Raw genomic sequence first — 23303 nt, 5'->3', positions numbered from 1 at the left:
GCCTGGCCGGCCGACGAGAGAGAGGGCACACCATGTACGACTACATCATCGTGGGTGCGGGATCCGCGGGCTGTGTGCTCGCCGCCCGGCTCAGCGAGGATCCCGACGTGCGCGTCCTGCTCATCGAGGCCGGCCCGGCCGACGACGCCCAGGAGATCCACGTCCCGGCCGCGTTCGCGAAGCTGTTCCGGACCAAGTACGACTGGGACTACCTCAGCGAACCCGAACCCGGCCTCGAAGGCCGACGACGCTATCTGCCGCGCGGCCGCATGCTCGGCGGCTCCTCTTCGATGAACGCCATGATCTACATCCGCGGCAACCGCCGCGACTACGACTCGTGGGCCGCCGCCGGCGCCGACGGCTGGGCCTGGAACGATGTCCTGCCATACTTCCTGCGGTCGGAGAACCACCACGCCGGCGCCTCCGCATGGCACGGCGCCGGCGGCCCGCTCCCGGTCAACCCCGGACGCTCCCGCAACCCTCTCGTCGACGCCTTCCTGGCAGCGGCTCAGGAGGCGGGGCACCCGTTCAACCCCGACTTCAACGGCCCGGAGCAGGACGGCGTCGGGTACTACGAGCTCACCCAGCACGACGGCCTGCGGTGCAGCACGGCCGTCGCCTACCTGAGGCCCGCCATCGAACGGCCCAACCTGTCCGTACTCACCGGCGTGCAGTGCACCCGCGTCCTCCTCGACGGGGAACGGGCCGTCGGAGTCGAGGTGGACCGGGACGGAGCCACCCAGGAGCTTCGGTGCGAACGGGAGGTCGTCCTCTCGGCGGGTGCGTACAACTCACCCCAACTGCTCATGCTGTCGGGGATCGGCGTCGCCGACGAGCTCGCGGCCCTCGGCATCACCCCGAAGGTGAACCTGCCGGTCGGTGAGAACCTCCAGGACCATCCCCACCTGGCCGTCGTCCATCTCACCGACGCCGAATCCCTGCTCACCGCCGAGACCCCCGAGAACCTGCGGCTGCTGGAGACCGAAGGCCGCGGACCCCTCACCTCGAACGCCGGCGAGGGCGGCGGCTTCTTCCGCACCGCCGACGGTCTCGACGCCCCGGACGTGCAGATCCACGCCGTGCCGGCGATGTTCCACCAGGAGGGGCTGGGAGCAGCCACCGACCACGCCTTCCACATCGGCGCGGTCCTGCTCGCACCCACCAGCCGCGGGAAGGTCACGCTGCGCTCGACGCTGCCCAGCGCCAAACCGCGCATCCTGCACAACTACCTGTCCACCGCGGAGGACCGGGCCACAGCGGTACGGGCGCTGCGGCTGGTGATGGAGATCGTCGGACAGCCCGCCCTGAGCAAGTACCGCCGGGCGGACTTCCTGACGCCGCAGTCCGACAGCGACGCCGACCTCCTGGCGTACGCGCGGCGCGAGCTGCAGACCCTGTACCACCCGACGAGCACCTGCGCGATCGGCCCGGTGGTCGACCCCGAGCTGCGCGTGCACGGTGTGGTGGGGCTACGGGTGGTCGATGCCTCGGTCATGCCGACCGTGGTCCGGGGCAACACCAACGCACCGACGATCATGATCGCGGAGCGGGCGGCGGACCTCATCCGCGGCGCAGTGCCCGCCGACGTCTGACGCGGACGGATCGTCGACACGGACGGAGTGTCGCCACAGCCACCTCGTCTGGTTACCCTGCCAGTGGCCCGGCCGGCTCCGGGCCACGGCCCGTCGTCGTGAGACAGCCGGCGCGGCGGATCTGCCGACCTCACCGCGGGAGCCCGAATGACTGTCACCCCTCAGTACGACGGCGTACGGGACGGCGGCGGGCACGACGGCCTGCGCAGGCTGGTCGACGTGCTGCTGCCCGGGATCGACCGTTTCGCCGACCTGCTCACGGACCGGATCACGGAGGGCGAGGACGCCTACCGCGCCCACGGCCACGTGACGCACGACCAGCTGCGCGCCTCCTGCGCGGACAACCTGCACTCCATGGTCACCCAGCTGGGCCGGGACGCTCTTGACCTGCGCGTGCCGCACGAAACCGGCCGTTTCAAGGCTGAGCACGGGGTGCCGCTGTCCGCGGTGACACACGCCTACCGGTTGGCCGGACGGTTCCTGTGGGAGTGCGTCCTGACCGAGGTGGGGGACCCCGTCATCCGGGACATGCCGCACGTCGCGACCGCGGTCTGGTCGGTCAGTGACACCTTCACCGACGCGGTGGCCATGGCGTATCGCGAGACCATGTCCGAGAGGGCCCACCGTGACCGGCAGGTGAAGAGCCTGCTGCTGGCCGCGCTGCTCGACGGCAGGCTGGACGAGGGCACCCACCTGTGGGAGTGCGCCGACGCGCTGCGGCTGCCGCAGCGCGGAGCTTTCGTCGTGGTCAGCGCGGAGACCGAGGCCGGGGGCCGTCCGGCAGACGAGGACGCCCTTCACGACGTGGAGGGCGCGCTGCGAGCCCTCGGCGTGCGGTCGGTCTGGCGTCAGGAGGACGACGCGCAGGTGGGGCTGCTCTCACTCCGGTCGCCCGGGAGCCTGGCCCCGGCCGTGGAACTCCTTCGCGGACGCAGCATCGGGCGAGTGGGTGTGAGCACCCTCTTTCACGGTCTGGAGCAGGCGCCGGGCGCCTTCCGCCAGGCGCGGCTCGCTTGTGCCTGCGTCGAGCCGGGTGCCCGAGAGGTGGCCTCCTACGGTGACGCACCGGTCCGCCTCATGGTCGTGAGCGCCCCCGACTCGGCCCGGCACGCGGTGCGCAAGGTGCTCCGCCCGGTCCTCGAACTCCCGCAACACGAAAGGGAGCTGCTGTTGGAGACGCTCAGCCGGTGGTTCGCATCGGGCGGATCCGCCACCGAGACCGCTGCCCGCATGTACTGTCATCGCAACACCGTGACGTACCGTCTGCGGCGCGTGCAGGAACTCACGGGGCGCTCGCCCACCGACCCGGTGGGAGCGAGCGAGATCCACCTTGCTCTGGAGGCCCACCGCCTGCTGACGGCCCCTCCGCCCGCCGACCCGTCCAATCCGTGAGGCAGGTGCCGTCCCCCTCCGGCAGGACCCGGGCAGCGACGAGCCGGTCAACGGCCGAATGCCTCGCCCGGCAGGACGCGGGTCCTCATCTCGCGTACTCCACCCCGCCCCGTTCCCCGAGCGGACGAACGGCGAAGTCCAGGTGCGGCAGCAGCGTGCCCGTCCACCGGCGAACACCTCCGGCCGTCCGAGGAACACCGAGGTCACCTCAGCCCAGGGCACCGTGGTCGATCTCGCCTGCACGTACGACTGCGGTACAGACGGCAGCAAGATCCGCACCCGCACCGACACGGTCGGCGGACCCGGGCGCACCCACCCCCTAACGACGGAGCGGGCCGCTTCACCTACGCCAGCGAGTTCCGACGAGGCCCAGCAGCCGACGGCCGAGTCGAACACCAGCGGCGCGCGGTCGTACGACGCCATCGGCAACGAGGCCGCCGGCGCCGCCACGGGCCACAGCCGCGAGCCCGGGGTACGTGGAACTCCATGACCACCGGGGGCGAGGCCTACTTCCGGCCCACCGATGCCATCGGCAGCGTGATCGGCCAGGCGGACGAGGCCGGCAACAAGGTCGACTCCTTCGCCTGCAGCCCCCGACACGTCCGCATCCTGGCCCGGCCCTCCGAACCGGTGGTAGGGGGTTGCCACTACCTGTGCGCGGCGGCGGACTGTCCATCAACGATGACGCTTCCGTCCATCCCGGCCTGTCGCGGGGAGCCGGCTCACCGGACGGTTCTCAACGGGGGCGTCGAGGCCGGCAGAAGTGGTGCCAGTGCTGCCGGTTACACCGGATCGGTCGGACGATCTGCCCTTGACGGGCTGTCCCGCACTCGCTCCTGTAGCACCGACGGACGCCGCGGCCTCGGCGGTCGGGAGCGATGGACCTGGAGTTGGTGGGCACCCAGTCAGAAGTGGCTCGCTTACGCAAAGCAGGAACGTTCATCGGCCTGTCCTGGGCGCGAGGGCTCGGCGGTCCTCTGTGTGATTCTTCGAGTGATGACGAGAGCAATGCTCAGGATCGGCTCCACGACGACCGCAAGTCCTTCACATTTTCGTTCCACTGCGTGGTTGAACATGAGCAGAGCGCAACCATTGTGACGCGAAGTCATCTTGAATCGGCCTGCTGGCAGCAAAAGACTGCTGCGGAGCAAGGCCGCGCTTGCGCCCCACGCGACCCGCGGCCCAGCAGTCACGATCGCAATGTGAGGAGAACGCCGATGTCCGACGCCAGCCGTCGAGACGCCGCACAATCGATCACGCTGCCCGACGGCACCGCGATCCGAACCCGGGCGGCGGCCCCCGCCGACCTGGTGCCGGTCCAGGAACTGCATCGCCGTTGCTCGCCGGGCAGCCGAGCCCTGCGCTACCACGCGGGCAAGTCGGGGCTCTCACCCGCCGAATGGCGTCAGTTGTCCAGCCCGGAGCGCGGCACCACGTTGGTGACCACTCCGGCCGAGCGCACGGACCACATCATCGCCATGACCAACGTCATGCGTACCGATCAGCACGGGGTGGGGGAACTCGCGATCCTGGTCGAGGACGCGTGGCAGGCCAGGGGGCTCGGCACCGCGCTGGCCGAACATGCGGCGACCGTCGCCCGCCGCGAGGGACATCACGAGCTGGCCGCCGCGGTGGCGGCGAGCAACAAGCCGATGCTCCATGTCCTGGAGAAACTGGACGCGACGCCGGTCGACGCCACCAGCCCCGTGCTCGACCTGCGCATCCCGCTCTAGCCTCGCCGCTCCGGGGGGCGATGAGGCGTGCCTGAGGGGCAGTCCGGTGGTCCTACCGACGCGACGGGCGCGGCCCTTCTCTTCATCGCCGTGACCGTGGTGGCCGCCGGCGCCCACGACAACGCGTTCGGCATCGCGCCGCTCGGCCAGGTCGCCCCCCATCGGCACCACCAAGAAGGCGTTGGTGGACCAGGGCTCCAAGAGAACCGTCGTCGACCACGGCACCACGGTCGGCATCGACGTCGCTAGTGACCCGTCATGCGGAGCCACTGCATCGTTGTGACGAGTTCTTCGCCGAAGCCCTCGCAGAGCGCGAGCAACTCGCGACCCGTGGACGAGTCGAGCAGCCCTGCGGAATCGGGGAGAAGCCCGAGAGCACCGTGGCAGGCGGTCTCGACAGCGAAGTGACGCGACGCGAAATAGCCCTCGCTCGCCCGGTCCGCCAGGTCGGCGAGGTATTGGCGGTGGGCTTCCTCGGAGGGGTGAGAGTACAAGGAGCCCTCGACGAGACCGTCGAGGTAGCTCGCCAGGCCGGCCGAGGCTTCGACCACTCGCTCGACTTCGTCCACGCCAGGCGTGTGCAGCAGTTCGCCGAAGGTCAGCAGGTTGCTGATGATCTCCAACTGGAAGAGCTGGATCGTGTCCGGGTCGACTTCAGACGTGGAGAGCGGGGCCGTACACAGCTCGGCGACTGCTCGCCGGTATGCGGTATCCGACTGTTCACCAGCAGGTGATGCCGCCAGTCGGAACAGCGACTCCAGCACAGACTGGTCGATGCCCCACCCTGCGTCCAATTCGAACGCGAGCATCGGCGCACGCCACCGCCACAGGGCGAGGGCGGCAGCCTGACGCCGGTGGACGGGCCTCAGGTCCGTCAATCGCTCGGTCCGCACCACGTTCTTGAGCCAGCCCTTCTGATCTACCGCCCACCTCTTCACCTCGGGACACTGTAGAAGCCGACGCAGGATCACCTGACCGCCAGGACGGTGCCTGGCTCAAGCCGACTGCGGGAATCGGCACACCGGCTCAGAATGTCCTCTCTGGCCGCGCCCAAGCCGCCCTTGCCGAGCGCCGCGCCACCCTGCACTCCCTCAGCACAGCAGAACGCCTGCTGGACGCCGGGGACCGTGACGACATCCCGCCTCGTGCTCGTGGATGTCACCCGCCGATCTCGCCGTCGACTCTGCCCACTGCCTGCTCGACCTCGGCGACATCACCTCAGGTGCAGCCTCATTGCCGAAGGGCAAGCTCTCCTGCCGACCAGCCGTTTCAAGACGCGCGGCATCTTGCTCGCGTACCGCGCGCAAGGCCGTCTCAGCCGTCGTGAACCCGAAGCTGCGGCCGCCGATGCCCTCGACGCTCTGCACCTGGCCGAACAGATCGGAGCACCACGGTGCGCCCCGCTCGTCCGCGACATGGTTCCCGCCTTCGCGTCTCCTTGAAGGCGTGCCCGAACTGCTGCAAGTCATCGCACAACTCCGGCAGGAAGCTCATGGAGCGCCTACCCACCTGGCCCTGGAGAGCTACGACCGGACTGCCACGGTCGCTCGCGAAGCAACTACGGCGGCTGCCGACCACAGACCGGGATGGGCGGCAACCACCTCGTCCCTGTCGATGGTCCTGATGTCCATGAGAGCCAGTGCCCCGGCGATCTCCTCCTCCGACACCTCCGCCGGCGGCGGCAGCAGCTCGGCAGGGCTCGCGGATCTCGTCGGGCCACCGCGTGCAGAATCAGGACATCATCGCGTACGCGCAGCAGTCCCAGGAACTCGCGGCCGACCAGGCGTACACAGTTGGTACTGGTGAAAACGGATGCTGTGGTCCTCCGTCGCGCTGACCACCTGGATCGGCACCGTGACGAGGCCGAACGGAATCGCGCCGGACCAAACAGGCGCAGTGGCGGCTGCTTTCGCCGGCTGCCCTCCCGTTCAGTCAGCGTGCCGGGTCGGCTTTGCTCCGGTCTGGACAAGGAAGTCCGTCAGCACGTCGGCGAGCCGTTCGGGCTGGTCCTCAGGGATGAGGGTGGACGAGTCGGCGATCTCGATCAGCCGGCCCTGCGGATACAACTTGGCGAGTCGCGGGCCGTGCTCACGCGGCATCAGTCTGTCCTCGGTCGCCCAGACGACCAGTACCGGGCGGTCGAATTCACGCAGTCGCTCACTCCAGGCCAGCAGTGTCTTGCGGTCGGGTGCTCCGGTGGCGAACTTGGCGAGGTCCCTGCGGATGGCCCTGCTGCTGGTGGCGGGAGCGAACCAGTCGTCCATGATCTCGTCGGGGATCCCGTGCAGGCTCATGCCACCGTATCCGGCCCGGTTGTGGCGGAACGCGGGGATGCCCATGAGCCGGGTCAGGAGCCAGGCGCCGCCGGGGACCCTGCATAGCTGGGCCATCGCCTTGGCAGGTCCGGGGGGAAAGTTGTCGAAGGCCTCACAGGCCACCAGCACCATGCGTGCGAGCCGCTGGGCGCGCCCTTCCGACACCAGGAACTGGCCCCCGCCCCAGTCGTTGAGGACGAGGGTCACCTGGTCCAGGTCGAGCCGTTCAATGAACTCACCCAGGAGCCGGGCGACCCCGCGCTGGGACAGGTCGGCGTCCGGGTTCATCGGCTGGCGATGGCCGCCGAGGGGCAGCGTCGGCAGGACACACCGGTATCCGTCCAGCAGAGGGACCACCTTGCGCCACTGGGTCTCGTTCATCGGCAGGCCGTGGCCGAACACCAGCACGGGCCCTTCACCGCCGGTGTCCTGGTAGTCGATCGGTCCGGACGACAGCTCGATCCTCGGCATCAGACCCCCTACTTGATAGATTGTTCTACTGCAATCTTGGAGGCGAAGAGAGTTGAGGGCAATGGGACAACCGGACACGCGAGCCAGGATCCAGGGTGCCGCCGGGATGCTGTTCCGCCGTCACGGCTACTCAGCGACCGGCCTCAAGCGGGTCGCGACAGAGGCGGAAGCGCCGTTCGGCTCGCTCTATCACTTCTTCCCCGGTGGCAAGCAGCAACTGGCCGAGGACATGATCCGCACGTCGGGACCCGAGTACGGCCGAATGGTGTTGGCCCTGCTGGACAGTGTGCCGGATCCTGCCGAATCCCTCGTGCACGCCTTCGAGGCAGCCGCAAACGACCTTGCCGCGGCCGACTACGCCGACGCATGCCCGATCGGGACGGTGGCATTGGAAGTCGCCAGCAGCAATGAGGTGCTGCGGGCCGCGACGGCGGAGGTCTTCGAGGAGTGGGTCGACGCCGCGGCGCAGTGGTTCGGCCGTTGGGTGGCCGATCCAAAGGCGGCGCGATCGCTCGCCTGCTCGATGATCATGATGCTGGAGGGGGCGTTCATGCTCAGCCGGGCTGCTCGCGATACGGAACCGCTGCGGGTGGCCGGCCGATCGATGGCCGCGTTGTTGCGCACAACCGTCGCGCAGGCAGGCGAGGACTGACACTCTTCACGGGTTCGGCCCCGGCCGACGGCCACGCCGGCCGGGGCCGTCTCCTGCCGGGGCCAGGGCGGGATCGAGTTCGCGCCGGCGGAGACAGCGGGCGAGCGGCTGCCGTGCCGTGGCCGGCAGGGGGACTGCCTACGGTGTCGACAGGGCCGTTCGCTCGGCCTTCTCCAGCCAGTCGGTGTACCAGCGGGCGAACCTGACCGGCGTACCGTCCTCGTGGAGGAGCGGCGCGAGGTCGACGTCGTCCACCCGGCAGTCGGACCAGATCGTGCCGCGGTGGCTGCCGCTGATGATCAGCCACTCTCTTTGGGCACAGCCCAGGTGGGAGATCACGATCGCGCCAGCGGTGCGCTCCGGGGCGAACATGACGGCTTCCCACCGCTCGTCCCACGCCTCGATGGCGTCGTCGAAGTCCTCGATGTCGTCGAAGTCCTCTTCCTCGGGACGTTGGGCAAGAACATCATTGACCAGATCCGGGTCCGGACCCTGGTCAGGAAACGGCTCGGCAAGCCTCGACAGGTCTGCCAGGTCCGCGCCGTCGCCCTCCCAACGCCAACGGCCCTGCACGCGCCGAACCGGGAACAGGCCATACGCGGGGCCAGCGCCGCCCGCGCCAACGTGAAGCAGGAAACCCCGGTACTCCTCCGGCAGCCGCACGCCTATCTGAGCCTCGAGTTCGGCGAGCTCGCCCTGGGTGAGCGGGTCCTCCAGGACCCACTTGTGTCCCAGTGCCCCGAAAACCTTGCTGCTCGCAGGCCCTGCACCAGCCGCCTCAACCCGCTGACGTACGTCCGCCCACCACTGATCAGTCATGCGCAGACCATACGTGCCGCCACCGACATCCGGGGCGCAGGGCCTACGGATCTCCGCCTGGCCTGCTGACCCACCCATGGGTACTGGCGGGTGTCCCGGTAGCGTCCGTTCCGTGATCGCAATTGACACGCTCGTCCGTCTCTGCCCGCCGCCCGCCGATCCGCCACCCGCAGTGGACTGGCCGCAAGCTGAGCGCGCCCTCGGTACGGCTCTGCCCGCCGACTACAAGCAACTCGTCGAGACTTACGGCGACGGCATCTTTGACGAGACGATCTGGCTGCTCGTCCCCGACTCCGCCTACGACGACTGCAACCTGCACACGCGGACGACGGAACGGCACGAAATCCTGGTCGGCTGTGGGAGTTCGAGGACAAGCCGGCCGGCCTGCAGGAGGCGGGAGCGAGGGTCCTGCCGTGGGCGTTCGAGGAGGGTGGCTTTGTATCTCAATGCGGGAGTCGTTTCGAGGTGATGCCGGGAGTCACCTTCTGACCGAGTTTGCGATGTTGGTTTGTTTTGACGTCACCCGGGGGCTTGCGGTGGGACGGTGGATTGTGCATCTGCCGCTGGGCGCCTTATGGGGACGTCACAGTCGAAGGTTGATTTGTATGCCGCGATCCGCCGTGACCATCAAGGGGGCATGTCGCAGCGGCCGTTGCAGCGCAAGCACAACGTCACGTGGCGGACGGTGCGCCGGGCGCTGGACGGCAAGTGGCCGGAGCCTCGCCGACAGCACCGGCGCCGGGAGTCACGGCTCGATCCCTATAAGCCGCTGATCGACGGGATCCTGCGGGCGGATCTGGACGCGCCGGCCAAGCAGCGGCACACCGCTCAGAGGATCTTCGACCGGCTGGTCGATGAGCACGGCGCCCAGGAGATCTCGTATCCGATGGTCCGCACCTATGTGAAGGACCGTCGTCCGCAGATCAGGCGGGACGCGGGGATCGGTCCGCAGGCCATGTTCGTGCCCCAGACGCACCTGCCGGGGGCCGAGGCGGAGGTCGACTTCGGCGAAGTCAGCGTGATCCTCGCCGGTGAGATGACGCGGCTCTACCTGTTCTCGCTGCGCCTTTCGTACTCAGGCAAGGCGGTGCACCGGGTGTTCGCCACTGCAGGTCAGGAAGCCTTCTTCGAAGGACAGGTGCACGCGTTTCGGGTCATGGGCGGCGTCCCGCGTCGACACATCCGCTACGACAACCTGCGGGCCGCGGTCGAGCGGGTGCTGGGTTTTTACCGGGGCCGGGTGGAGGCGGACCGCTGGACCGCGTTCCGTTCGCACTGGGGCGTCGAGGCGTTCTACTGCCGGCCCGGCATCGAGGGCGCCCACGAGAAGGGTGGGGTCGAGGGGCAGATCGGCTACTACCGCCGCAACCACTTCGTGCCCGTTCCCGAGGTCGCTTCGCTCACCGAGCTCAACGCGATGGTCGACCAGTGGGATCAGGACGACGAGGCACGGCGGCTGCGGGGCCGCACCCGCACCGTCGGTGACTACTTCTCAGGTGAACAGCAACTGCTCAAGTCGCTGCCGACCGAGCCGTTCGAGACGGGCCGCTGGTTCACCCCCAGAGTCGACCGGTTCAGCCAGATCAGCGTCCGCGGCAACGCCTACTCGGTGCCGGTCCGTTTCATCGGCCGCCAGCTGCGGGTTCTGCTGCACGCCAACGAACTGATCGTCTACGACGGCCGCACCGTGGTCACCCGGCACGAGCGCCTCGGCGGCCGCAACGACTCTCGCCTGGTCCTGGACCACTACCTGGAAGCTTTGCTGCGCAAGCCGGGCGCTTTCCCCGGGTCAACGGCGCTGGAGCAGGCCCGCTCTGCGGGCCGGTTCACCCCTGTCCACGACAAGTGGTGGGCAGCGGCGAAAGCCGCCCACGGTGATGCGGCCGGCACCCGGGCCCTGATCGAGGTGCTGCTGCTGGGCCGCCACAGGGACCACGAGCAGGTTGTGGCCGGGCTGGCCGCCGCCTATCGGGCGGGTGCTCTGACCGCGGACGCGGTCGCGCTGGAGGCCCGCAAGCTCGCCGAATCGGACGGGGACCCGGCCCTGCAACCCCGCCCCCGAGCAGAACCGGCGGGGACGGAGGACGAGGGGCCCACCGCGTCGGTGACCTTCCTCGCCGACTGGCGGCTGTCCCATCTGCCGCCCGACAACCGGCCGCTTCCTTCGGTGGCCCACTACGACCAGCTCCTGCAACGGCCCGGCCGCACGGCCGACACGAAAGAAGGATCATGACGCGCAAACGCGGACTCACCGAGGAAGCCGCCACCGCCTCCATCGACCAGGCATGCCGCATGCTGCGGCTGCCCACCATCCGCCAGCAGTTCAAGGACCAGGCCGACGGGGCGGCCCGCGACCAGATGTCGTATCGGGCTTTCCTGGCCGAGCTGCTGATGGCCGAGTGCGACGACCGGGCCCGACGCAGGTCCGAACGCCGCATCAGGGCCGCGGCCTTCCCCCGCGAGAAGAGCCTGCGTCCCTTCGACTTCGACGCCAATCCCAACGTCGACCCCGCCACCGTCAACACACTCGCGACCTGCGAGTGGGTCAAGAAGAGCGAACCCCTCTGCTTGATCGGCGACTCCGGACCGGCAAGCCCCACCTGCTGATAGCCCTGGGCACCGAGGCCGCCATGCAGGGCTTCCGCGTCCGCTACGTATTGGGCCACCAAACTCGTCAACGAGCTGGTCGAGGCCGCCGACGAGAAGCAGCTGTCCAAGACGATCGCCCGCTACGGCCGTGTCGATCTTTTATGCATCGATGAACTCGGCTACATGGAACTCGACCGCCGGGGCGCCGAGTTGCTGTTCCAGGTGCTGACCGAACGCGAGGAGAAGAACAGCGTCGCCATCGCCTCCAACGAGTCGTTTTCCGGGTGGACGAAGACGTTCACCGACCCGCGGCTCTGCGCGGCGATCGTCGACCGGCTTACCTTCAACGGTGCCATCATCCAGACCGGCACCGAGTCCTACCGCCTCGCCCACACCAAGGCCCTGGCCGAACAGACCGCCGTCGGCTGAGAGCCGGAGCCGGGTGCTTGCGCGGTACTTGGGACCGCGCAAGCACGTCTCATGCGCCGGTGACTCCGTCGATCCGCTCGCGAATGAGATCAGCATGGCCGTTGTGACGTGCGTATTCCTCGATCATGTGCACCATGATCCAGCGCAGGGAGACCCCCTCATCGCCGACGAAACCCGCTTCCTTTTCGGACAGGCGACCGGAATCGTCCAGCGACGCGTCCGCGATCAACTCACGGCCTCGGGCGACCTCGGCCTGCCAGGCAGCCGTCGCCTCATCGAGCCCCCGGTCCGGCCGGAGCGCATAGCCGTCGACGTTGCTCTCCCCGAAGACCGGCGGCACATCCTGACCTGCGAATACACGCTGGAACCAGTTGCGTTCCACCTCAGCCACGTGCTGAACGAGACCGAGCAGCGTCATCGACGAGGATGACACTGCAGCAAGCCGTAATTGATCATCCTTGAGGCCCGAACACTTCAGGGCAAGCGTTGCACGGTGAAAGTCCAGCCATGCCTCCAGCATGGCGCGCTCGTCAGCATGCGCGGGTGGGATAGGCCGTCCATCCGGTGTTGTATTCATCGGCACACCATGGCAGGAACCGCCGTCGCCCATGACCACCTTCGCTGGCGACGAACACGCATCCCCTTCCCCGCCGGGGCGGGCCAGTGACATCAAAACTCACTGACATTGATCTTGCTGAACCACGCGAGGTGACTCCCGGAAGCACCTCCAAATGACTCCCCAATGAAGCGACACAGCCAAGGAGGGCACGGCAGCGTTCCTGTACTGGCTGGCGCGGCCCCGTCAGCACCCCGACGACTGGACCGTGCTCTATAACGAGGGGCGCGGCCCACTGTGGGAGCACCACGACATGGGGTGCCTCGCCTTCCTGCTGGCGGTGCTCACCAGAATGGCGAAAACGGAGTACTTCGGCGAGCTCTACGACGTGCTGAGGCCGACGGAGCACCGCTTCGCGACGGCCGACCAGGCCCTTGGTTGACCGGGTCGCGATGCCGTAGGCCGCTTCGGCGCTCAGTCACACTGTCCGGTGACCGCTCGTGTCAGGATTCTCAGCATGTCAGCCGACGGGTTGTGCCGACTGGCCCGGGCGGGGTAGCCGGGGGTCGGGTTGTCACGCTTACGGCAGAGATCGCCTACAGCACACTCAGCAGGTGCTCGCGGCCGGCCGACCCGTATCACCGAGCCCGTCACTCGAGCGCATGGGCGTGGGGCAGGACGTGGAGATCGAGCCGGCCCGGATGAAGGCACAGTTGCCGGCCGGCTCCGCCCCGGCGGTGGGCGGCGACGCGGCGTTCACCACCGCCCTGTCGGCCCTGCTGGACGCGGCACGCAGCCTCGGTGGTTCGGGTGTCTCGGCAGGTTCAGCTCTGCTCGGAAACAGGCGACCTCGCATCGAGAGAGGTATGGCTCAGTTGCGAGGGCTCGTAGTGACGTGACGTGGCGTGGTGTCGTCGACCATGTGGGCGACCATCGGGGCCGGGGCCGGGGGTCAGAGCGCCCGCAGTGTCGCCGCTGTCTTGTACGTGCGCAGCACCGGGGCCGTTTCGATGTGTGTGACCGCCTCGCGTGCCAGGCGCTGTGTCAGGTACGTGTGGAGCGCCTCCGCGTCCCGACACAGCGCGTGGGCGACCAGGTTCGTCGGCCCGGTCGTCGCCGCGACCACCGCCAGTTCCTCGTGGCCCGTCAACGCGGTCGCCACCGCGTCCAGGTGCGCCGGCGAGATCTGCATCCACAACAGCGCGGACACCGTGACGCCCACCAGTGCCGGATCCATGTCCACGTCGAAGAACAACGCGCCGTGCGCCCGCAGTTGGGCAAGCCTGCGGGCTACTGTCGACGCCGTTGTGCCGGTGGCCGCCGCCAGATCCGCGTAACTCACCCGCGCGTCTTCGCGTAGCGCGCCCAGCAACACCCGGTCCGCGTCGGTCAACAGGTACGGCTCTTCCTTGGGCACCGCCGTGGGCCCTGGACCGCCGGCTGCGTCCCGTTCGGCGCGCAGCCGGGCCTGCTGGTCCTCGTCCAGGACGTTCACTCGCCCCCGCCACGCGGTCGGCCCGCCTAGGTAGGTGTGCAGCAGGTAGTGCGCGGAGACGGAGGTGATGCCAGCAGTGCGTGGTATGTCGCGCAGCAACAGCGCGTGGGCGTCCGGACCGGACGGCGGTGTGTGGATGATCGCCACGATCTCCGTGCCGCCGGACGTCAGCCGTACCCACGAGGTGTCCGGTCGGCGCGCGAGTGCCATGGCGATGTCCTGCGCGCTTCGTGACGCAGCCGTCAGCCGCACGAACCACTGGTGTACGCCGGCGCTGCGCGGCGTCGGCAGCGTTACCACTCGCAGCCCGGCCTGTGCGTACAGGCGTCGGTAGCGGCGGACGACGGTCTGCGTCGAGCAGCCGAGTACCTCGGCAACGAGCGTGAACGGCGCCCGCGCGTCCACCTGCAGGGCATGGATCAAGCCCCGGTCCACATCATCCAGCACGAGCATATCGAGCAAACTAGCCGATCCGAACGGAAGTAATCGCCGATCGACTGACACGAAATGGAAGTTCGTGCGGGTGGGTGGGCACGGTGGTCACCGGTCTGCCGCCATCCGTATCTCTGGGGGAGAACGCATGTCCCGCACCACTGGTGAACCCGCCACCACGCCCGCCACACCGCGCACCGCCTTCGCCGGCGCTCCGTACCGATGGCGTTGGATCGCGCTCGCCGCGCTCCTTGCCGCCGAGGCCATGAACCTGCTCGACGCCACGATCGTCCAGGTCGCCGCCCCTGTCATCCACACCGACCTTGGCGGAACGGACGCCACCATCCCGTGGTTCAGCGCCTCCTACACCCTTGCCTTTGCCCTCGGCCTGCTCACCGGCGGCCGCCTCGGCGACATTCACGGCCGCAGGCGCGTCTTCCGCGCCGGGATCATCGCGTTCGCCTTGACCTCACTGGCGTGCGCGCTCGCTCCCACCGCCGTCGTCCTCATCACCCTGCGCGCTGTGCAAGGCGTCGCCGCGGCCGCGATCATCCCGCAGACGTTCGGGCTGATCCGCGCCATGTTCACAGGCCCCGAACTGTCCAAGGCCCTCGGCATGATCGGTCCCGTCATGGGGCTCTCCGCCGTCGCCGGACCGGCACTCGGCGGTGTCCTCACCCACGCCGACCTGCTCGGCGCCTCCTGGCGCGCCGTCTTCCTTGTCAACCTTCCCCTCGCCGCGGCCGTCCTGGCGGCCGCACCCTGTCTGCGCGAGGACCGCGCCCCTGTCCGCCCCGGCCTGGACCCCGCCGGCACCGCACTGGCCATGCTCGGCACCGCCCTGCTGGTGTGCCCGCTCGCCACCGGCCGCCCCGGGCCCGCCGCGTGGGCGACCGCCGCGGCCGGCGCCGCCGTCCTGACGGTGTTCGTCGCCCAGCAGCGCCGCACCGCCCGTCGCGGCAAAGCCCCGCTGATCGAACCCGCCCTGCTGCGCGGTCGCTCCTTCCCCGCCGCACTGGCCACATCCACGCTGTTCTTCGCCGTGATGAACGGCGTCATGATCACCGTCGTCCTCCACGTCGAACTCGGCCTTCACGACGGGCCGCTCACTGCGGGGCTCACCCTCCTGCCCTGGTCCACAGGACTGGCCGTCGCCTCCTGGGCGGCCGGAAGCCACCTCGTCCCCCGGTACGGCAGCCGCGTCATGCACGCCGGCATCGTCACCCTGGCCGGCGCACTGGCCGCTGCCGCGTTCGCCTACCGCGCCGCCGCCCCCGACGCCTACCCGACGGCACTCCCGCTCGCCCTCGCGCTGGCGGGGCTGGGCAGCGGGCTGTTCACGCCGCCGTTCTTCACCTCCGCGCTGGAGGCCGTCGGACCGCAGGAGACCGGCTCCGCTGCGGGGTTGCTCAACGCCGTCCAGCAACTCGGCGGAACCCTTGGTGTCGCCCTCATCGGCGGGGTCTACCTCGGCACGACCGGCGGCCCCCGCACCGCGGCCGAACACGCCCTCGCAGCGGCCGCCGTGCTCCTGGCCGCCACCGCGGCGGCCGCCGGTGCGATGACGGCTCGCCGTACCCGACCGGCCCCTGCCGCCTACGAGTCAGGGGAGGAGTAAGGCTGACTCCCACAGCGGCTGTCACATCCGCGAGCCCGAGCATGCCGGCCCCGGTGACCGCCTCGGCCGGCGCGTCCGCCCCGACCTCCTGGGCCCCGAATCCGATCACGGCGGCCAGGTGCACCATGCTCCTGGAGTCCGGCCCCGCCGCATCGACCGGCAGGTCCTCGCCGGCTTCGAGCGCCCCGCGCACCAAGGCGTGGCTCGCCGCCCCGCGGTACGGCTTCACGAGCCGGCCGGCGACCTCATCCGGCACGGTCTGCCCGCACGCAGCAGACGAAGCCCCTGAGGACGTGCAGGTTGTCAGGCATCCCTTTGAACTGGCGGAAGACAGCCGAGGCGGCGGCCGTGTTCGGCGGGCTGCTGGCCGAGCTGCTGCCGGAGGGCGGCGAGGGCGGGGCGATGGACGTGGAGATCGTGCCCAACAACATCAACAGCGTCCGCCTGAAGCTCAAGCGGCTGGTCGTATGCGGAATCCGGGTCGAGACCGAGCAGGGCTTGTTCACCCAGCCGCGGCCATGGCCGCCCAGCGAACCCGCGGCCAGGCCGCCCGCCTCAAGCGAAAGGGCAGCACAGGCACATGGCACCCTCTGAGTTGCCGATCAGTCGATGCGGTCGCTCAGGCCCAGCACCTTCGGGTCGTCGCTGGGGAAGTTCCTGGGCATGCCCGGCACGTCGATGGTGCGCCCGTACACGCCGGCCAGGAACTCGACGGCACCGACTGGGAACTCGATCCAGTCGGCGTTGTCCGTGCGGACGACCACCGGCCATGCGTCCGGATCCGCAGGGCTCGTCTTCCAGTAGAAGGTGTCCCCAGAATTGGACGACGCCCAGGAGATCAGGCCTCCTGGCTGCGGGTAGGGAACGTAGTCCCCGGTGTCGCCCATCTCGTACAGATCCTGAAGGATCTCGTCGTCCCTGGACGCGGACGCCCATGGCGCCTCGGCGCCGGGCGTCGGAAGGGACACCATGAGGAAATCGTCGATGACAAGTGTCGGGTACGCCTCTGCCAGAGAGCGGAAGTCCGAGGGCAGCGACGTCCCGAGGCCCGCCTCGAGGGCGGCCCAGTCCATGCTTCGTCCGCCTGGCACACGCCACTGTGTCATCGAAGGCAGCGCGGCCTCCAACTCTTCGACCCTCACCATGTCGTCTGCCATTCCGGGGAGTTCTCGACCACGACGGTCTCGAACAATACTCCGTCCTCGACGCAGACAGACACGGCGACATAACTGCTCAAAAAGTTACGAACCGCCCTTTCAGGACGGTGCGGTGGCCGCAGCCACGAACATTGGCAGTGCCAGGAAGAGCCGGTCTGCATCGGCCCGTCCTCGCTGTTCGGCGATCCAGCCATCCGCCTGCCGGCGCGTGACGGCGCCGGTGGAGCAGGCACGTTCGGCCAGTCCGGCCAGCAACGGCAGCATCTCCGAGCCGGTGAACACACCGGTGTGCACCTCAACCGTCACCTCCTCGAATCCGGCATCCAGTAGCAGATTGCGGTACCGGCGAGCGACGCGGGGGCCTGCGACCAGGTCGGCGCGGACGTGCACGATCGTCCTGGTCAGTGCCGGGTCTGCGGACTCAATGACGAAGGTGTCCCAGTCCTGTCCGATCAGCACGATCCGCCCACCGGGCGCGAGGACCCGGCGGGCCTCCGCCAACGCCCTCTCCGGCTCCGCCAGTTCGTGGAACACCTTGTCGGCCCGATAGCCGGCCATGGAGGCGTCCGCCAGCGGCAACTCGTACGCTCCGGCCACCCGGAAGTCCGCTTCCGGCCACCTCCTGCGAGCGACGTTGATCATCCGCGCGTCCGTGTCCACCCCGGCTGCCTTGACGCCCCGCTCGGCGAGCTCCGCCACAGCGCGCCCGGCTCCGCACCCGACGTCCACCACAGACGTTCCGGGCTCTGCACCGAGCAGGCCGTAGCTACGCACCCTGAGTTCCCCGGCGCCCGGCAGTCGCTCGGCTGCGTCGAGCAGCGTGATCAATTCGTCCGTCGACACATGGGTCGTATCCGTGGTCCTGGTCATGGGCGCCAGGTTGCGACTTAATGTCGGCATGAAGTCAAGCGAGTACGGGGCGCCTGTCCGCGGCGAGGACGGGACGCTCAGCATCGGAGCCTTAGCGGAACGCTTCGGTCTGGCCACGCACGTCCTGCGCCACTGGGAGGCGATGGGTCTACTGGCCCCCTCACGCGACTCCGCCGGCCGCCGCCGCTACGACTCGACCGATCTCACCCGAGTCGCCGTCATCCTGCGCGCCAAAGAGGCCGGACTGTCCCTGGACACTATCCGCACCTTGTCGGCCACGGTCGATCCCGCGCAACGACGTGACATCCTGCGCGAAGAGGCCGAGGCGCTGCGCACCCGCATCGCGGCCGCGCAGGCGTCCCTGGAAGTTGTCGAGTGCGCGCTCGACTGCAATCACGAGAGCTTCACCCAGTGCGCGCACTTCCGGCAGCTGGTGGCGCAGCGCATCGGCCCGGACGCCCCCCACACGCCTCGGCACGTTCCCACGCCCCCGTGCGGGACGGTACGGCGGTGACGGGGCAGCGCCCTCGCCCCCGCGCAGGCCGGCCGAGCGGCGTGTGGCCCGCGTCCCTAACGGACCGTCCACGTGATCGAGTTGGTCGCCTCGGTGAGGGCCGCAGGGTCCCGTAGGGCCGTCGTGCGGTCGGTCACAGTGGCCGTGACCCGGTGGCCGTGACCGTGGACGCCCAGTGCGTGGGGCGTCACCACGCGGGCGCCGGCCGCCCGGGGAACCTCTTTGCCGTCGACGTACCAGGTGAGGCGGAGGTCGGCGAGGCCGGTCAGCGGGGCGAGGCGCACCACGAGCGGCCGGTTCTTGCGGACCGGCTCGGTGGTGGGTACGGGGGAGGTCAGGGCGTCCGCGTCGGCGTAGAAGCCGGCGATCATCGCCTCGCGCCCGACGACGTTGAACTCGGTCGAGGCCAGTGTGCGCATGAGGGAGGTGTCGGTCGGACGGTGGATGCCGGTCTCGTAGTAGCCGCCGCCCTCGTAGGTGCCGACCACCGAGCCGGTCGGGTCCTGGGTCCCCGTCCAGCGGCTCCACTTGGCCGTGGCCGGGTCGCGGGTGAGGGTGAGGTTGGCCGCGGCCGGTTCCTCGGCATAGGGATAGGCGCCGTAGCCCGGGTACTGGTACTCGTCGGCCAGCTTGCCTATGGAGTGGCCCAGTTCATGGGCTCCTATGAGGTACGACCGTTCGTTGTCGGAGGACATCGTCGCCACGCCGTGGAAGGGAGAGGCCGGCGGCAGGTCGGCGGTGGAGTAGCCGGCGCCGCCGTACTTGGCGGAGTTGGCGACGACGAAGACGATGTCGGCGTCCGGGGCGAGGCGGGCGTACCGGGCGACCGCGTCGGTGTCGACGCACAGCAGGCGTTCGAGGCCGTCACAGAAGAAGGCGGAGCCGAGCGCGGTGTCCTTCACGACGTCGGCGGTCGGGTCTCCGGAGATTCCGGACTCGGCAGAGACGGCGTCGACCAGCCAGACGTTGAACAGGCCCCGGTAGCTCCGGTACGGCTCGACGGCGAAGATTGCGTCCAGCTTCTCTTCGGCGTCGGCGGCGAACTCGTCCTGCTCGTCGGCGGTGTAGCCGTCACCCATCACGACCAGGTCGAGACGCCCGGAGACCGGTCCGGTCCGCTCCAGCTGCCGCACCGCCGGCTCGGCGGCCGCCCGCGCCGGGCGGCGGGCCGCCTGGCCGTGCACCGCCAGGGGGGCCGGGACGCTCACCTGACCGGGCTCGCCCGCGGGGTCGGGGAAGTACTCGATGTGCTGGGTGCGCTGTGCGGGGGCGGCTGCCTCGGCCGTCCCCGAACCCGTCCCCCCGGCCAGCGCCGCCACGGCGGCGAGGGCGGCCGCGGTGGCGGTGATCCAGCGTGTACGCGATCTTGCGCGGTGCGGCACGGCGACCTCGCTAAGTGTTCAGTTAAGTACATTTAATGGCGCGCTTAACTTAGGGGCGTGGGCGCCCAACTGACAAGGCACCGAAGAACGTTGGACGTGCACGGGTCACCCGGTGCTGGCGGCCCCGTGCCGGACCGTGGCCGGGTCGTTCGGCGCGTAGCTGGGTGCCATGGCCGTCGGTGGCACGGGAGTTGAGCTGGTGTGGGCGGGATGCGCCGGCACTGGAGGAGGTAGTGCTCGGTGATGATGTCGGGGGCCGATCGACGGCTTGGTCGCGGCTCGCGGGCGTTGGACGCGGCGCCGGTGGGTGCCGGGGCCGGCCGCGGCGAGGTCGGTGCTGAGGCGGGTGACCTGGAGGGTGCCGGTGGGGGAGCGGAGGGAGATCTCTGCGATCCCCTCCCACTCCCTGGTGCCCGGCGGGGGGGGAGCTGGGGATGGGCAGTGACCGTGACGTCGACGTCGCCGGTGTGGATGCCGGTGTGGACGGTGGCGTCGCCTGCGGTGATGCCGACGAGCCCGGTGCGTGAGGCGTCCGTCTCCTCGTCGGCGAACGGTCGCCGGTGGTCGGTGACGAGGAACTGGTGGTAGTGGACGCCGACGGGACGGTTCCCGGTGGTGATGGGATCGGTTGTCGCGGTTCTTCGTGGCTCCAACCGGCGTACCAGCGGGAGAGATTGAACTCCGCTCGGACCACCTACGCCGACGGCGCCCGACTGATGGCACTTGGAGCCCGGACTCAGCTGGCGCCTTCGCCGCACTGAGCAAATTTTTTCCCGGTCGGGTTGGAGTCGGAGACGACCACGCGTGGCTCACCTGGACTTTTGGCCCGGTTCCATTCAGTGAGGCCGGTAGCGGTTCGCTTCCACGCCTTGCCGTCGCGATCGAGAAAGCCCTCGTATGCGACTTGCCAGTCGAAGAGCCCCAGCGGCCGTAGCGGCGTCCAGTGTCGTCCGATCCTGGGATTGCCGACCTTCATGTCCTCTTCGCTGTAACCGACTTGGGAGCAGGGGCCCATGTCCGTCTGCAAGCGGGCCCAGACCAGAGATTTCCCGCTGAGTTCTATGCGAATGTATGTCTCAACGTGCGTGACCGGGTCTGGCGACCGATTGACGAGGTGGATGCGGCGGGGTGACCCGATGGCACCGGTGCCCTCCACCCAGTAGGTCACGCGCGTTGCCTGATCTCGAATCTCCCGCTGGGCGTCCTCGCGTGACTGATCAAGCTGGTCCTGGGCGACTCTCGCGTCGAAGTAGGTGGCACAGGCCGTGGCGATGAGGCCGACGACCGCACCCAGAACTCCAACGGCGGTAGCCACCTGCGTCCAGGGGATCCGCTGCCACCATCGTTTCGGCGGGTCCGCCGGTTGCTCCCTCATCCGTGCTCTGACGACATCAGGAGACCTTCTCTGTCGTGCGAGTCGCAACCGGGCCTGGCGCTGCGAGTGGTTGGCCATTCATCCCCCTTTGCCTCTCCGCAGCGGAGACGCTGAGTTCTCTCGATTGGCTCCCACCAAGTTCTACTGGCTCACTTCCCGATCCGAAGGCCGTACGCCCCAGCGGCCGCCGGCTGCGCGATTCTCGCCGACCCCACCCGCAGGCGCCATCTGCCGCGTCCAGGCCCCTGGTCGCGGCCTGCGCCCGGACATGTCCGGCACGGCTGCCTCGCTGCTCGTCCCCGTCTGTATCCCGCCCGGCGCGGAGGCCGAGAACATTCCTCGGCACCGCGTATGAGCCGGTGCGGGCGATCGCCGCGGCACTCAGCAGCCACGACCACCGCACCTCGACCGCTGTCCCGACAACCCCAACCGCCTGCACAGGGAGATCGGCCAGGTCATCGAATGGCTCCGGCACTTCGGCTACACCGTCCACCCCGAACGCGTCGCCCGAGCGATGGACTTGGCCGCTTCGACCCCGCGACTTGGGGATCTCCCGCACCCGCCGTCTCGGCCCTGCCGCCGCCCGGTTCTGCCGCGACGCACACGGCCGCCTCCACCTCCCCGTCGGCTGTCGCCCGGGCACCTTCCTCAACCCGACGCCCGCGCAGAAACCAAACTCAACGACGTGATAAACCAGTTCGGCTCACACATCACCGCCCGATCCGCGGCCAGCCACCCGCAGAAAGAAGACTGCACCGTGTTCCAGGAAACCCCCATCTTCAGCCGCCTCGTCGCCGAACGCGGTGACGTCCCTACCCAGGTACGCGGTGAAGCCGAGCGTATACACCGCGACCTGGCTCGGGTGATGACCTGGGCGCCCGCATCCGACCTGCCCGGCCGTACAACGCCACACAGGACGACATGGTGACTGCGTGGACGCTTCAAGATCCGGCCCACCTGTACCGACGCGCTGCGGCATCGGGAAGGCGGCGGTGCCGGTCCACCGTCTCCCGGGCACAGCCGCAGCATGGACGAGTACGACCGCATGACGTCGGCGGCGCGATTCGCATCGCCGGGCAGTTGCGCAAGTTCGCTGCCCGCCCCGCGCCCAGGCCTCCGACGCTTCGGGAAGTGACGTCTTCCAACTCCTCGATCGTCCGCCGGTTTCTCCTGGCCCGAGACGCCGTATCCGTCGGCGGCTGGTGCTGTGAGACCTCCACCAGCACGCCGCCCGCGGCATGGACGGCAGGGTCGGAAGCGGCGCTTGTGTTGTGATGCCGCTCCCGGTACTGACACCGGCCGGCTCTCGGGACGCCACACCGCCTCCTGGGGGCCGGTTGCCGCTCAGGCGCGGGACGCCGCACACACTTCGCCAGCAGCACGCCACTGACCGCGTACCTGCCCCACCACGGGACGCTCGATGTGGCTCTGGACGATCGCGGCTCGGGTCCTGCCGGGGAGGCGATGTACCGGGCCTGGCCGCGCCCTGCGCTGGCCTGCACCCAGTGCGGTGGGCCGATGTATGCCAAAGCCTCCGAGCGCGAGTGTTTCTTCGCCCATAACCGTCGCTCCCCGGCCTGTGCCGGCGCCGGTGAGACGGAAGCGCCACCGGAGCCTCAAGCGAGCCTTGGCCGCCGCTGCGCGGGAGGCCGGCCATCGGACGCAGCACGGCTGGACCGCCCCCGAATACGTCAAGGCAGCTGACGACCACGCCGCATCGACCCGGACAAGGCCGCCCCCCATTATGACGGGGGGTGGTCCTGCCGCGCTGCGGGAGCCGAGGTCAGTGCTGGCCGACGCCAGTGACATCGACCTGATGTATCCGTGCCGGTTTCATGCGGGAGAAGGGAGTTCGGCTCCACAGTCCCCGCCTGAGACCGCTGACCAGTTGCTCCTCCCGTTGAACCGGCGT

At 69.3% G+C, this 23303-nt stretch carries 21 protein-coding genes and 1 pseudogene; 13 read left to right on the top strand and 9 right to left on the bottom strand.

The window, feature by feature from the left end:
- Positions 1–32: 32 nt before the first annotated feature.
- From S1361_RS01585 to S1361_RS01570, 4 genes are all read left to right on the top strand, one after another.
- A complete protein-coding gene (locus S1361_RS01585) occupies positions 33–1592 on the top strand; it encodes a GMC family oxidoreductase (RefSeq protein WP_208030045.1) in 1560 nt (519 codons plus the stop codon).
- 147 nt (positions 1593–1739) lie between these two features.
- Positions 1740–2984: a PucR family transcriptional regulator gene (locus S1361_RS01580; RefSeq protein ID WP_208030044.1), complete on the top strand. Its 1245-nt coding sequence runs from the start codon at positions 1740–1742 to the stop codon at positions 2982–2984.
- 142 nt (positions 2985–3126) lie between these two features.
- The gene (locus S1361_RS01575) at positions 3127–3474 is read left to right on the top strand and encodes a hypothetical protein (RefSeq protein WP_208030043.1); all 348 of its coding nucleotides are present in this window, start codon (positions 3127–3129) and stop codon (positions 3472–3474) included.
- Positions 3475–4201: 727 nt separating this feature from the next.
- Positions 4202–4717 (top strand): GNAT family N-acetyltransferase, encoded by a 516-nt coding sequence (locus S1361_RS01570; protein WP_208030042.1) that lies wholly within the window; start codon positions 4202–4204, stop codon positions 4715–4717.
- Between the two features lie 245 nt (positions 4718–4962).
- Here the strand turns inward: S1361_RS01570 and S1361_RS01565 are convergent, their stop codons facing one another.
- Positions 4963–5655, bottom strand: coding sequence for a hypothetical protein (locus S1361_RS01565; protein WP_243769031.1), 693 nt, complete (start codon positions 5653–5655; stop codon positions 4963–4965).
- A 990-nt stretch (positions 5656–6645) separates the two neighbouring features.
- Positions 6646–7503: an alpha/beta fold hydrolase gene (locus S1361_RS01560; protein WP_208030041.1), complete on the bottom strand. Its 858-nt coding sequence runs from the start codon at positions 7501–7503 to the stop codon at positions 6646–6648.
- Positions 7504–7609: 106 nt separating this feature from the next.
- Between S1361_RS01560 and S1361_RS01555 the strand changes: the two genes are divergently transcribed.
- On the top strand, positions 7610–8155 hold the full coding sequence (locus S1361_RS01555; protein ID WP_243769030.1) for a TetR/AcrR family transcriptional regulator: 546 nt from the start codon (positions 7610–7612) through the stop codon (positions 8153–8155).
- A 138-nt stretch (positions 8156–8293) separates the two neighbouring features.
- Here S1361_RS01555 and S1361_RS01550 read toward each other — a convergent pair whose 3' ends face one another.
- A complete protein-coding gene (locus tag S1361_RS01550; RefSeq protein ID WP_208030039.1) occupies positions 8294–8974 on the bottom strand; it encodes an SMI1/KNR4 family protein in 681 nt (226 codons plus the stop codon).
- A 112-nt stretch (positions 8975–9086) separates the two neighbouring features.
- On the opposite strand from S1361_RS01550, the gene S1361_RS01545 reads away from it, so the two are divergent.
- The 3 genes and pseudogenes from S1361_RS01545 to istB all read left to right on the top strand — a co-directional run bounded on the left by S1361_RS01545 (position 9087) and on the right by istB (position 11992).
- Positions 9087–9443, top strand: a complete 357-nt coding sequence (locus S1361_RS01545) for an SMI1/KNR4 family protein (protein WP_243769029.1) — start codon at positions 9087–9089, stop codon at positions 9441–9443.
- A 105-nt stretch (positions 9444–9548) separates the two neighbouring features.
- Entirely contained in the window at positions 9549–11207 is a 1659-nt protein-coding gene (gene istA / locus S1361_RS01540; RefSeq protein ID WP_208030038.1) for an IS21 family transposase, read from the top strand.
- Positions 11204–11992 (top strand): annotated as a pseudogene (gene istB, locus S1361_RS01535) (IS21-like element helper ATPase IstB). Before istA ends, istB begins: the two are co-directional and overlap by 4 nt.
- Before the next feature lie 49 nt (positions 11993–12041).
- On the opposite strand, the gene S1361_RS01530 reads toward istB, so the two are convergent.
- Positions 12042–12569, bottom strand: a complete 528-nt coding sequence (locus S1361_RS01530; protein WP_208036391.1) for a DinB family protein — start codon at positions 12567–12569, stop codon at positions 12042–12044.
- Positions 12570–12816: 247 nt separating this feature from the next.
- On the opposite strand from S1361_RS01530, the gene S1361_RS01525 reads away from it, so the two are divergent.
- Entirely contained in the window at positions 12817–12990 is a 174-nt protein-coding gene (locus S1361_RS01525) for a hypothetical protein (RefSeq protein WP_208030037.1), read from the top strand.
- A gap of 220 nt (positions 12991–13210) precedes the next feature.
- Positions 13211–13447 carry a hypothetical protein gene (locus tag S1361_RS01520; RefSeq protein ID WP_208036970.1) on the top strand — a complete coding sequence of 79 codons (237 nt, stop codon included), beginning with the start codon at positions 13211–13213 and terminating at the stop codon, positions 13445–13447.
- A 53-nt stretch (positions 13448–13500) separates the two neighbouring features.
- Here the strand turns inward: S1361_RS01520 and S1361_RS01515 are convergent, their stop codons facing one another.
- Positions 13501–14496 carry an Lrp/AsnC family transcriptional regulator gene (locus tag S1361_RS01515; RefSeq protein WP_208030036.1) on the bottom strand — a complete coding sequence of 332 codons (996 nt, stop codon included), beginning with the start codon at positions 14494–14496 and terminating at the stop codon, positions 13501–13503.
- Positions 14497–14623: 127 nt separating this feature from the next.
- Here S1361_RS01515 and S1361_RS01510 point away from each other — a divergent pair, with 127 nt between their 5' ends.
- Both S1361_RS01510 and S1361_RS01505 read left to right on the top strand, forming a co-directional pair.
- Positions 14624–16093: an MFS transporter gene (locus S1361_RS01510; RefSeq protein ID WP_208030035.1), complete on the top strand. Its 1470-nt coding sequence runs from the start codon at positions 14624–14626 to the stop codon at positions 16091–16093.
- A 300-nt stretch (positions 16094–16393) separates the two neighbouring features.
- Positions 16394–16687, top strand: coding sequence for a hypothetical protein (locus S1361_RS01505; protein ID WP_208036969.1), 294 nt, complete (start codon positions 16394–16396; stop codon positions 16685–16687).
- Between the two features lie 8 nt (positions 16688–16695).
- On the opposite strand, the gene S1361_RS01500 is transcribed toward S1361_RS01505, so the two are convergent.
- Together S1361_RS01500 and S1361_RS01495 are read right to left on the bottom strand one after the other, a co-directional pair.
- Entirely contained in the window at positions 16696–17064 is a 369-nt protein-coding gene (locus S1361_RS01500; protein ID WP_208030034.1) for a hypothetical protein, read from the bottom strand.
- Positions 17065–17349: 285 nt separating this feature from the next.
- Entirely contained in the window at positions 17350–18120 is a 771-nt protein-coding gene (locus tag S1361_RS01495; protein WP_208030033.1) for a methyltransferase domain-containing protein, read from the bottom strand.
- Positions 18121–18148: 28 nt separating this feature from the next.
- On the opposite strand from S1361_RS01495, the gene S1361_RS01490 reads away from it, so the two are divergent.
- Positions 18149–18634 carry a helix-turn-helix domain-containing protein gene (locus tag S1361_RS01490; protein WP_208030032.1) on the top strand — a complete coding sequence of 162 codons (486 nt, stop codon included), beginning with the start codon at positions 18149–18151 and terminating at the stop codon, positions 18632–18634.
- Between the two features lie 56 nt (positions 18635–18690).
- Here S1361_RS01490 and S1361_RS01485 read toward each other — a convergent pair whose 3' ends face one another.
- The gene (locus S1361_RS01485; RefSeq protein WP_243769028.1) at positions 18691–20016 is read right to left on the bottom strand and encodes a M64 family metallopeptidase; all 1326 of its coding nucleotides are present in this window, start codon (positions 20014–20016) and stop codon (positions 18691–18693) included.
- Between the two features lie 736 nt (positions 20017–20752).
- Positions 20753–21331 carry a hypothetical protein gene (locus S1361_RS01480; protein WP_208030031.1) on the bottom strand — a complete coding sequence of 193 codons (579 nt, stop codon included), beginning with the start codon at positions 21329–21331 and terminating at the stop codon, positions 20753–20755.
- Positions 21332–23303: the final 1972 nt, after the last annotated feature.

Source organism: Streptomyces cyanogenus, assembly GCF_017526105.1.
In the GTDB taxonomy this organism is placed as follows: domain Bacteria; phylum Actinomycetota; class Actinomycetes; order Streptomycetales; family Streptomycetaceae; genus Streptomyces; species Streptomyces cyanogenus.
This window is presented reverse-complemented; position numbering and strand designations above follow the sequence as displayed.

Coding starts and splice junctions, on each gene's coding strand:
- S1361_RS01585 (WP_208030045.1), top strand. CDS start 33: ATGTACGACTACATCATCGTGGGTGCGGGATCCGCGGGCTGTGTGCTC.
- S1361_RS01580 (WP_208030044.1), top strand. CDS start 1,740: ATGACTGTCACCCCTCAGTACGACGGCGTACGGGACGGCGGCGGGCAC.
- S1361_RS01570 (WP_208030042.1), top strand. CDS start 4,202: ATGTCCGACGCCAGCCGTCGAGACGCCGCACAATCGATCACGCTGCCC.
- S1361_RS01560 (WP_208030041.1), bottom strand. CDS start 7,503: ATGCCGAGGATCGAGCTGTCGTCCGGACCGATCGACTACCAGGACACC.
- S1361_RS01555 (WP_243769030.1), top strand. CDS start 7,610: ATGCTGTTCCGCCGTCACGGCTACTCAGCGACCGGCCTCAAGCGGGTC.
- S1361_RS01550 (WP_208030039.1), bottom strand. CDS start 8,974: ATGACTGATCAGTGGTGGGCGGACGTACGTCAGCGGGTTGAGGCGGCT.
- istA (WP_208030038.1), top strand. CDS start 9,549: ATGGGGACGTCACAGTCGAAGGTTGATTTGTATGCCGCGATCCGCCGT.
- S1361_RS01530 (WP_208036391.1), bottom strand. CDS start 12,569: ATGAATACAACACCGGATGGACGGCCTATCCCACCCGCGCATGCTGAC.
- S1361_RS01520 (WP_208036970.1), top strand. CDS start 13,211: ATGGGCGTGGGGCAGGACGTGGAGATCGAGCCGGCCCGGATGAAGGCA.
- S1361_RS01515 (WP_208030036.1), bottom strand. CDS start 14,496: ATGCTCGTGCTGGATGATGTGGACCGGGGCTTGATCCATGCCCTGCAG.
- S1361_RS01510 (WP_208030035.1), top strand. CDS start 14,624: ATGTCCCGCACCACTGGTGAACCCGCCACCACGCCCGCCACACCGCGC.
- S1361_RS01500 (WP_208030034.1), bottom strand. CDS start 17,064: ATGGTGTCCCTTCCGACGCCCGGCGCCGAGGCGCCATGGGCGTCCGCG.
- S1361_RS01495 (WP_208030033.1), bottom strand. CDS start 18,120: ATGACCAGGACCACGGATACGACCCATGTGTCGACGGACGAATTGATC.
- S1361_RS01490 (WP_208030032.1), top strand. CDS start 18,149: ATGAAGTCAAGCGAGTACGGGGCGCCTGTCCGCGGCGAGGACGGGACG.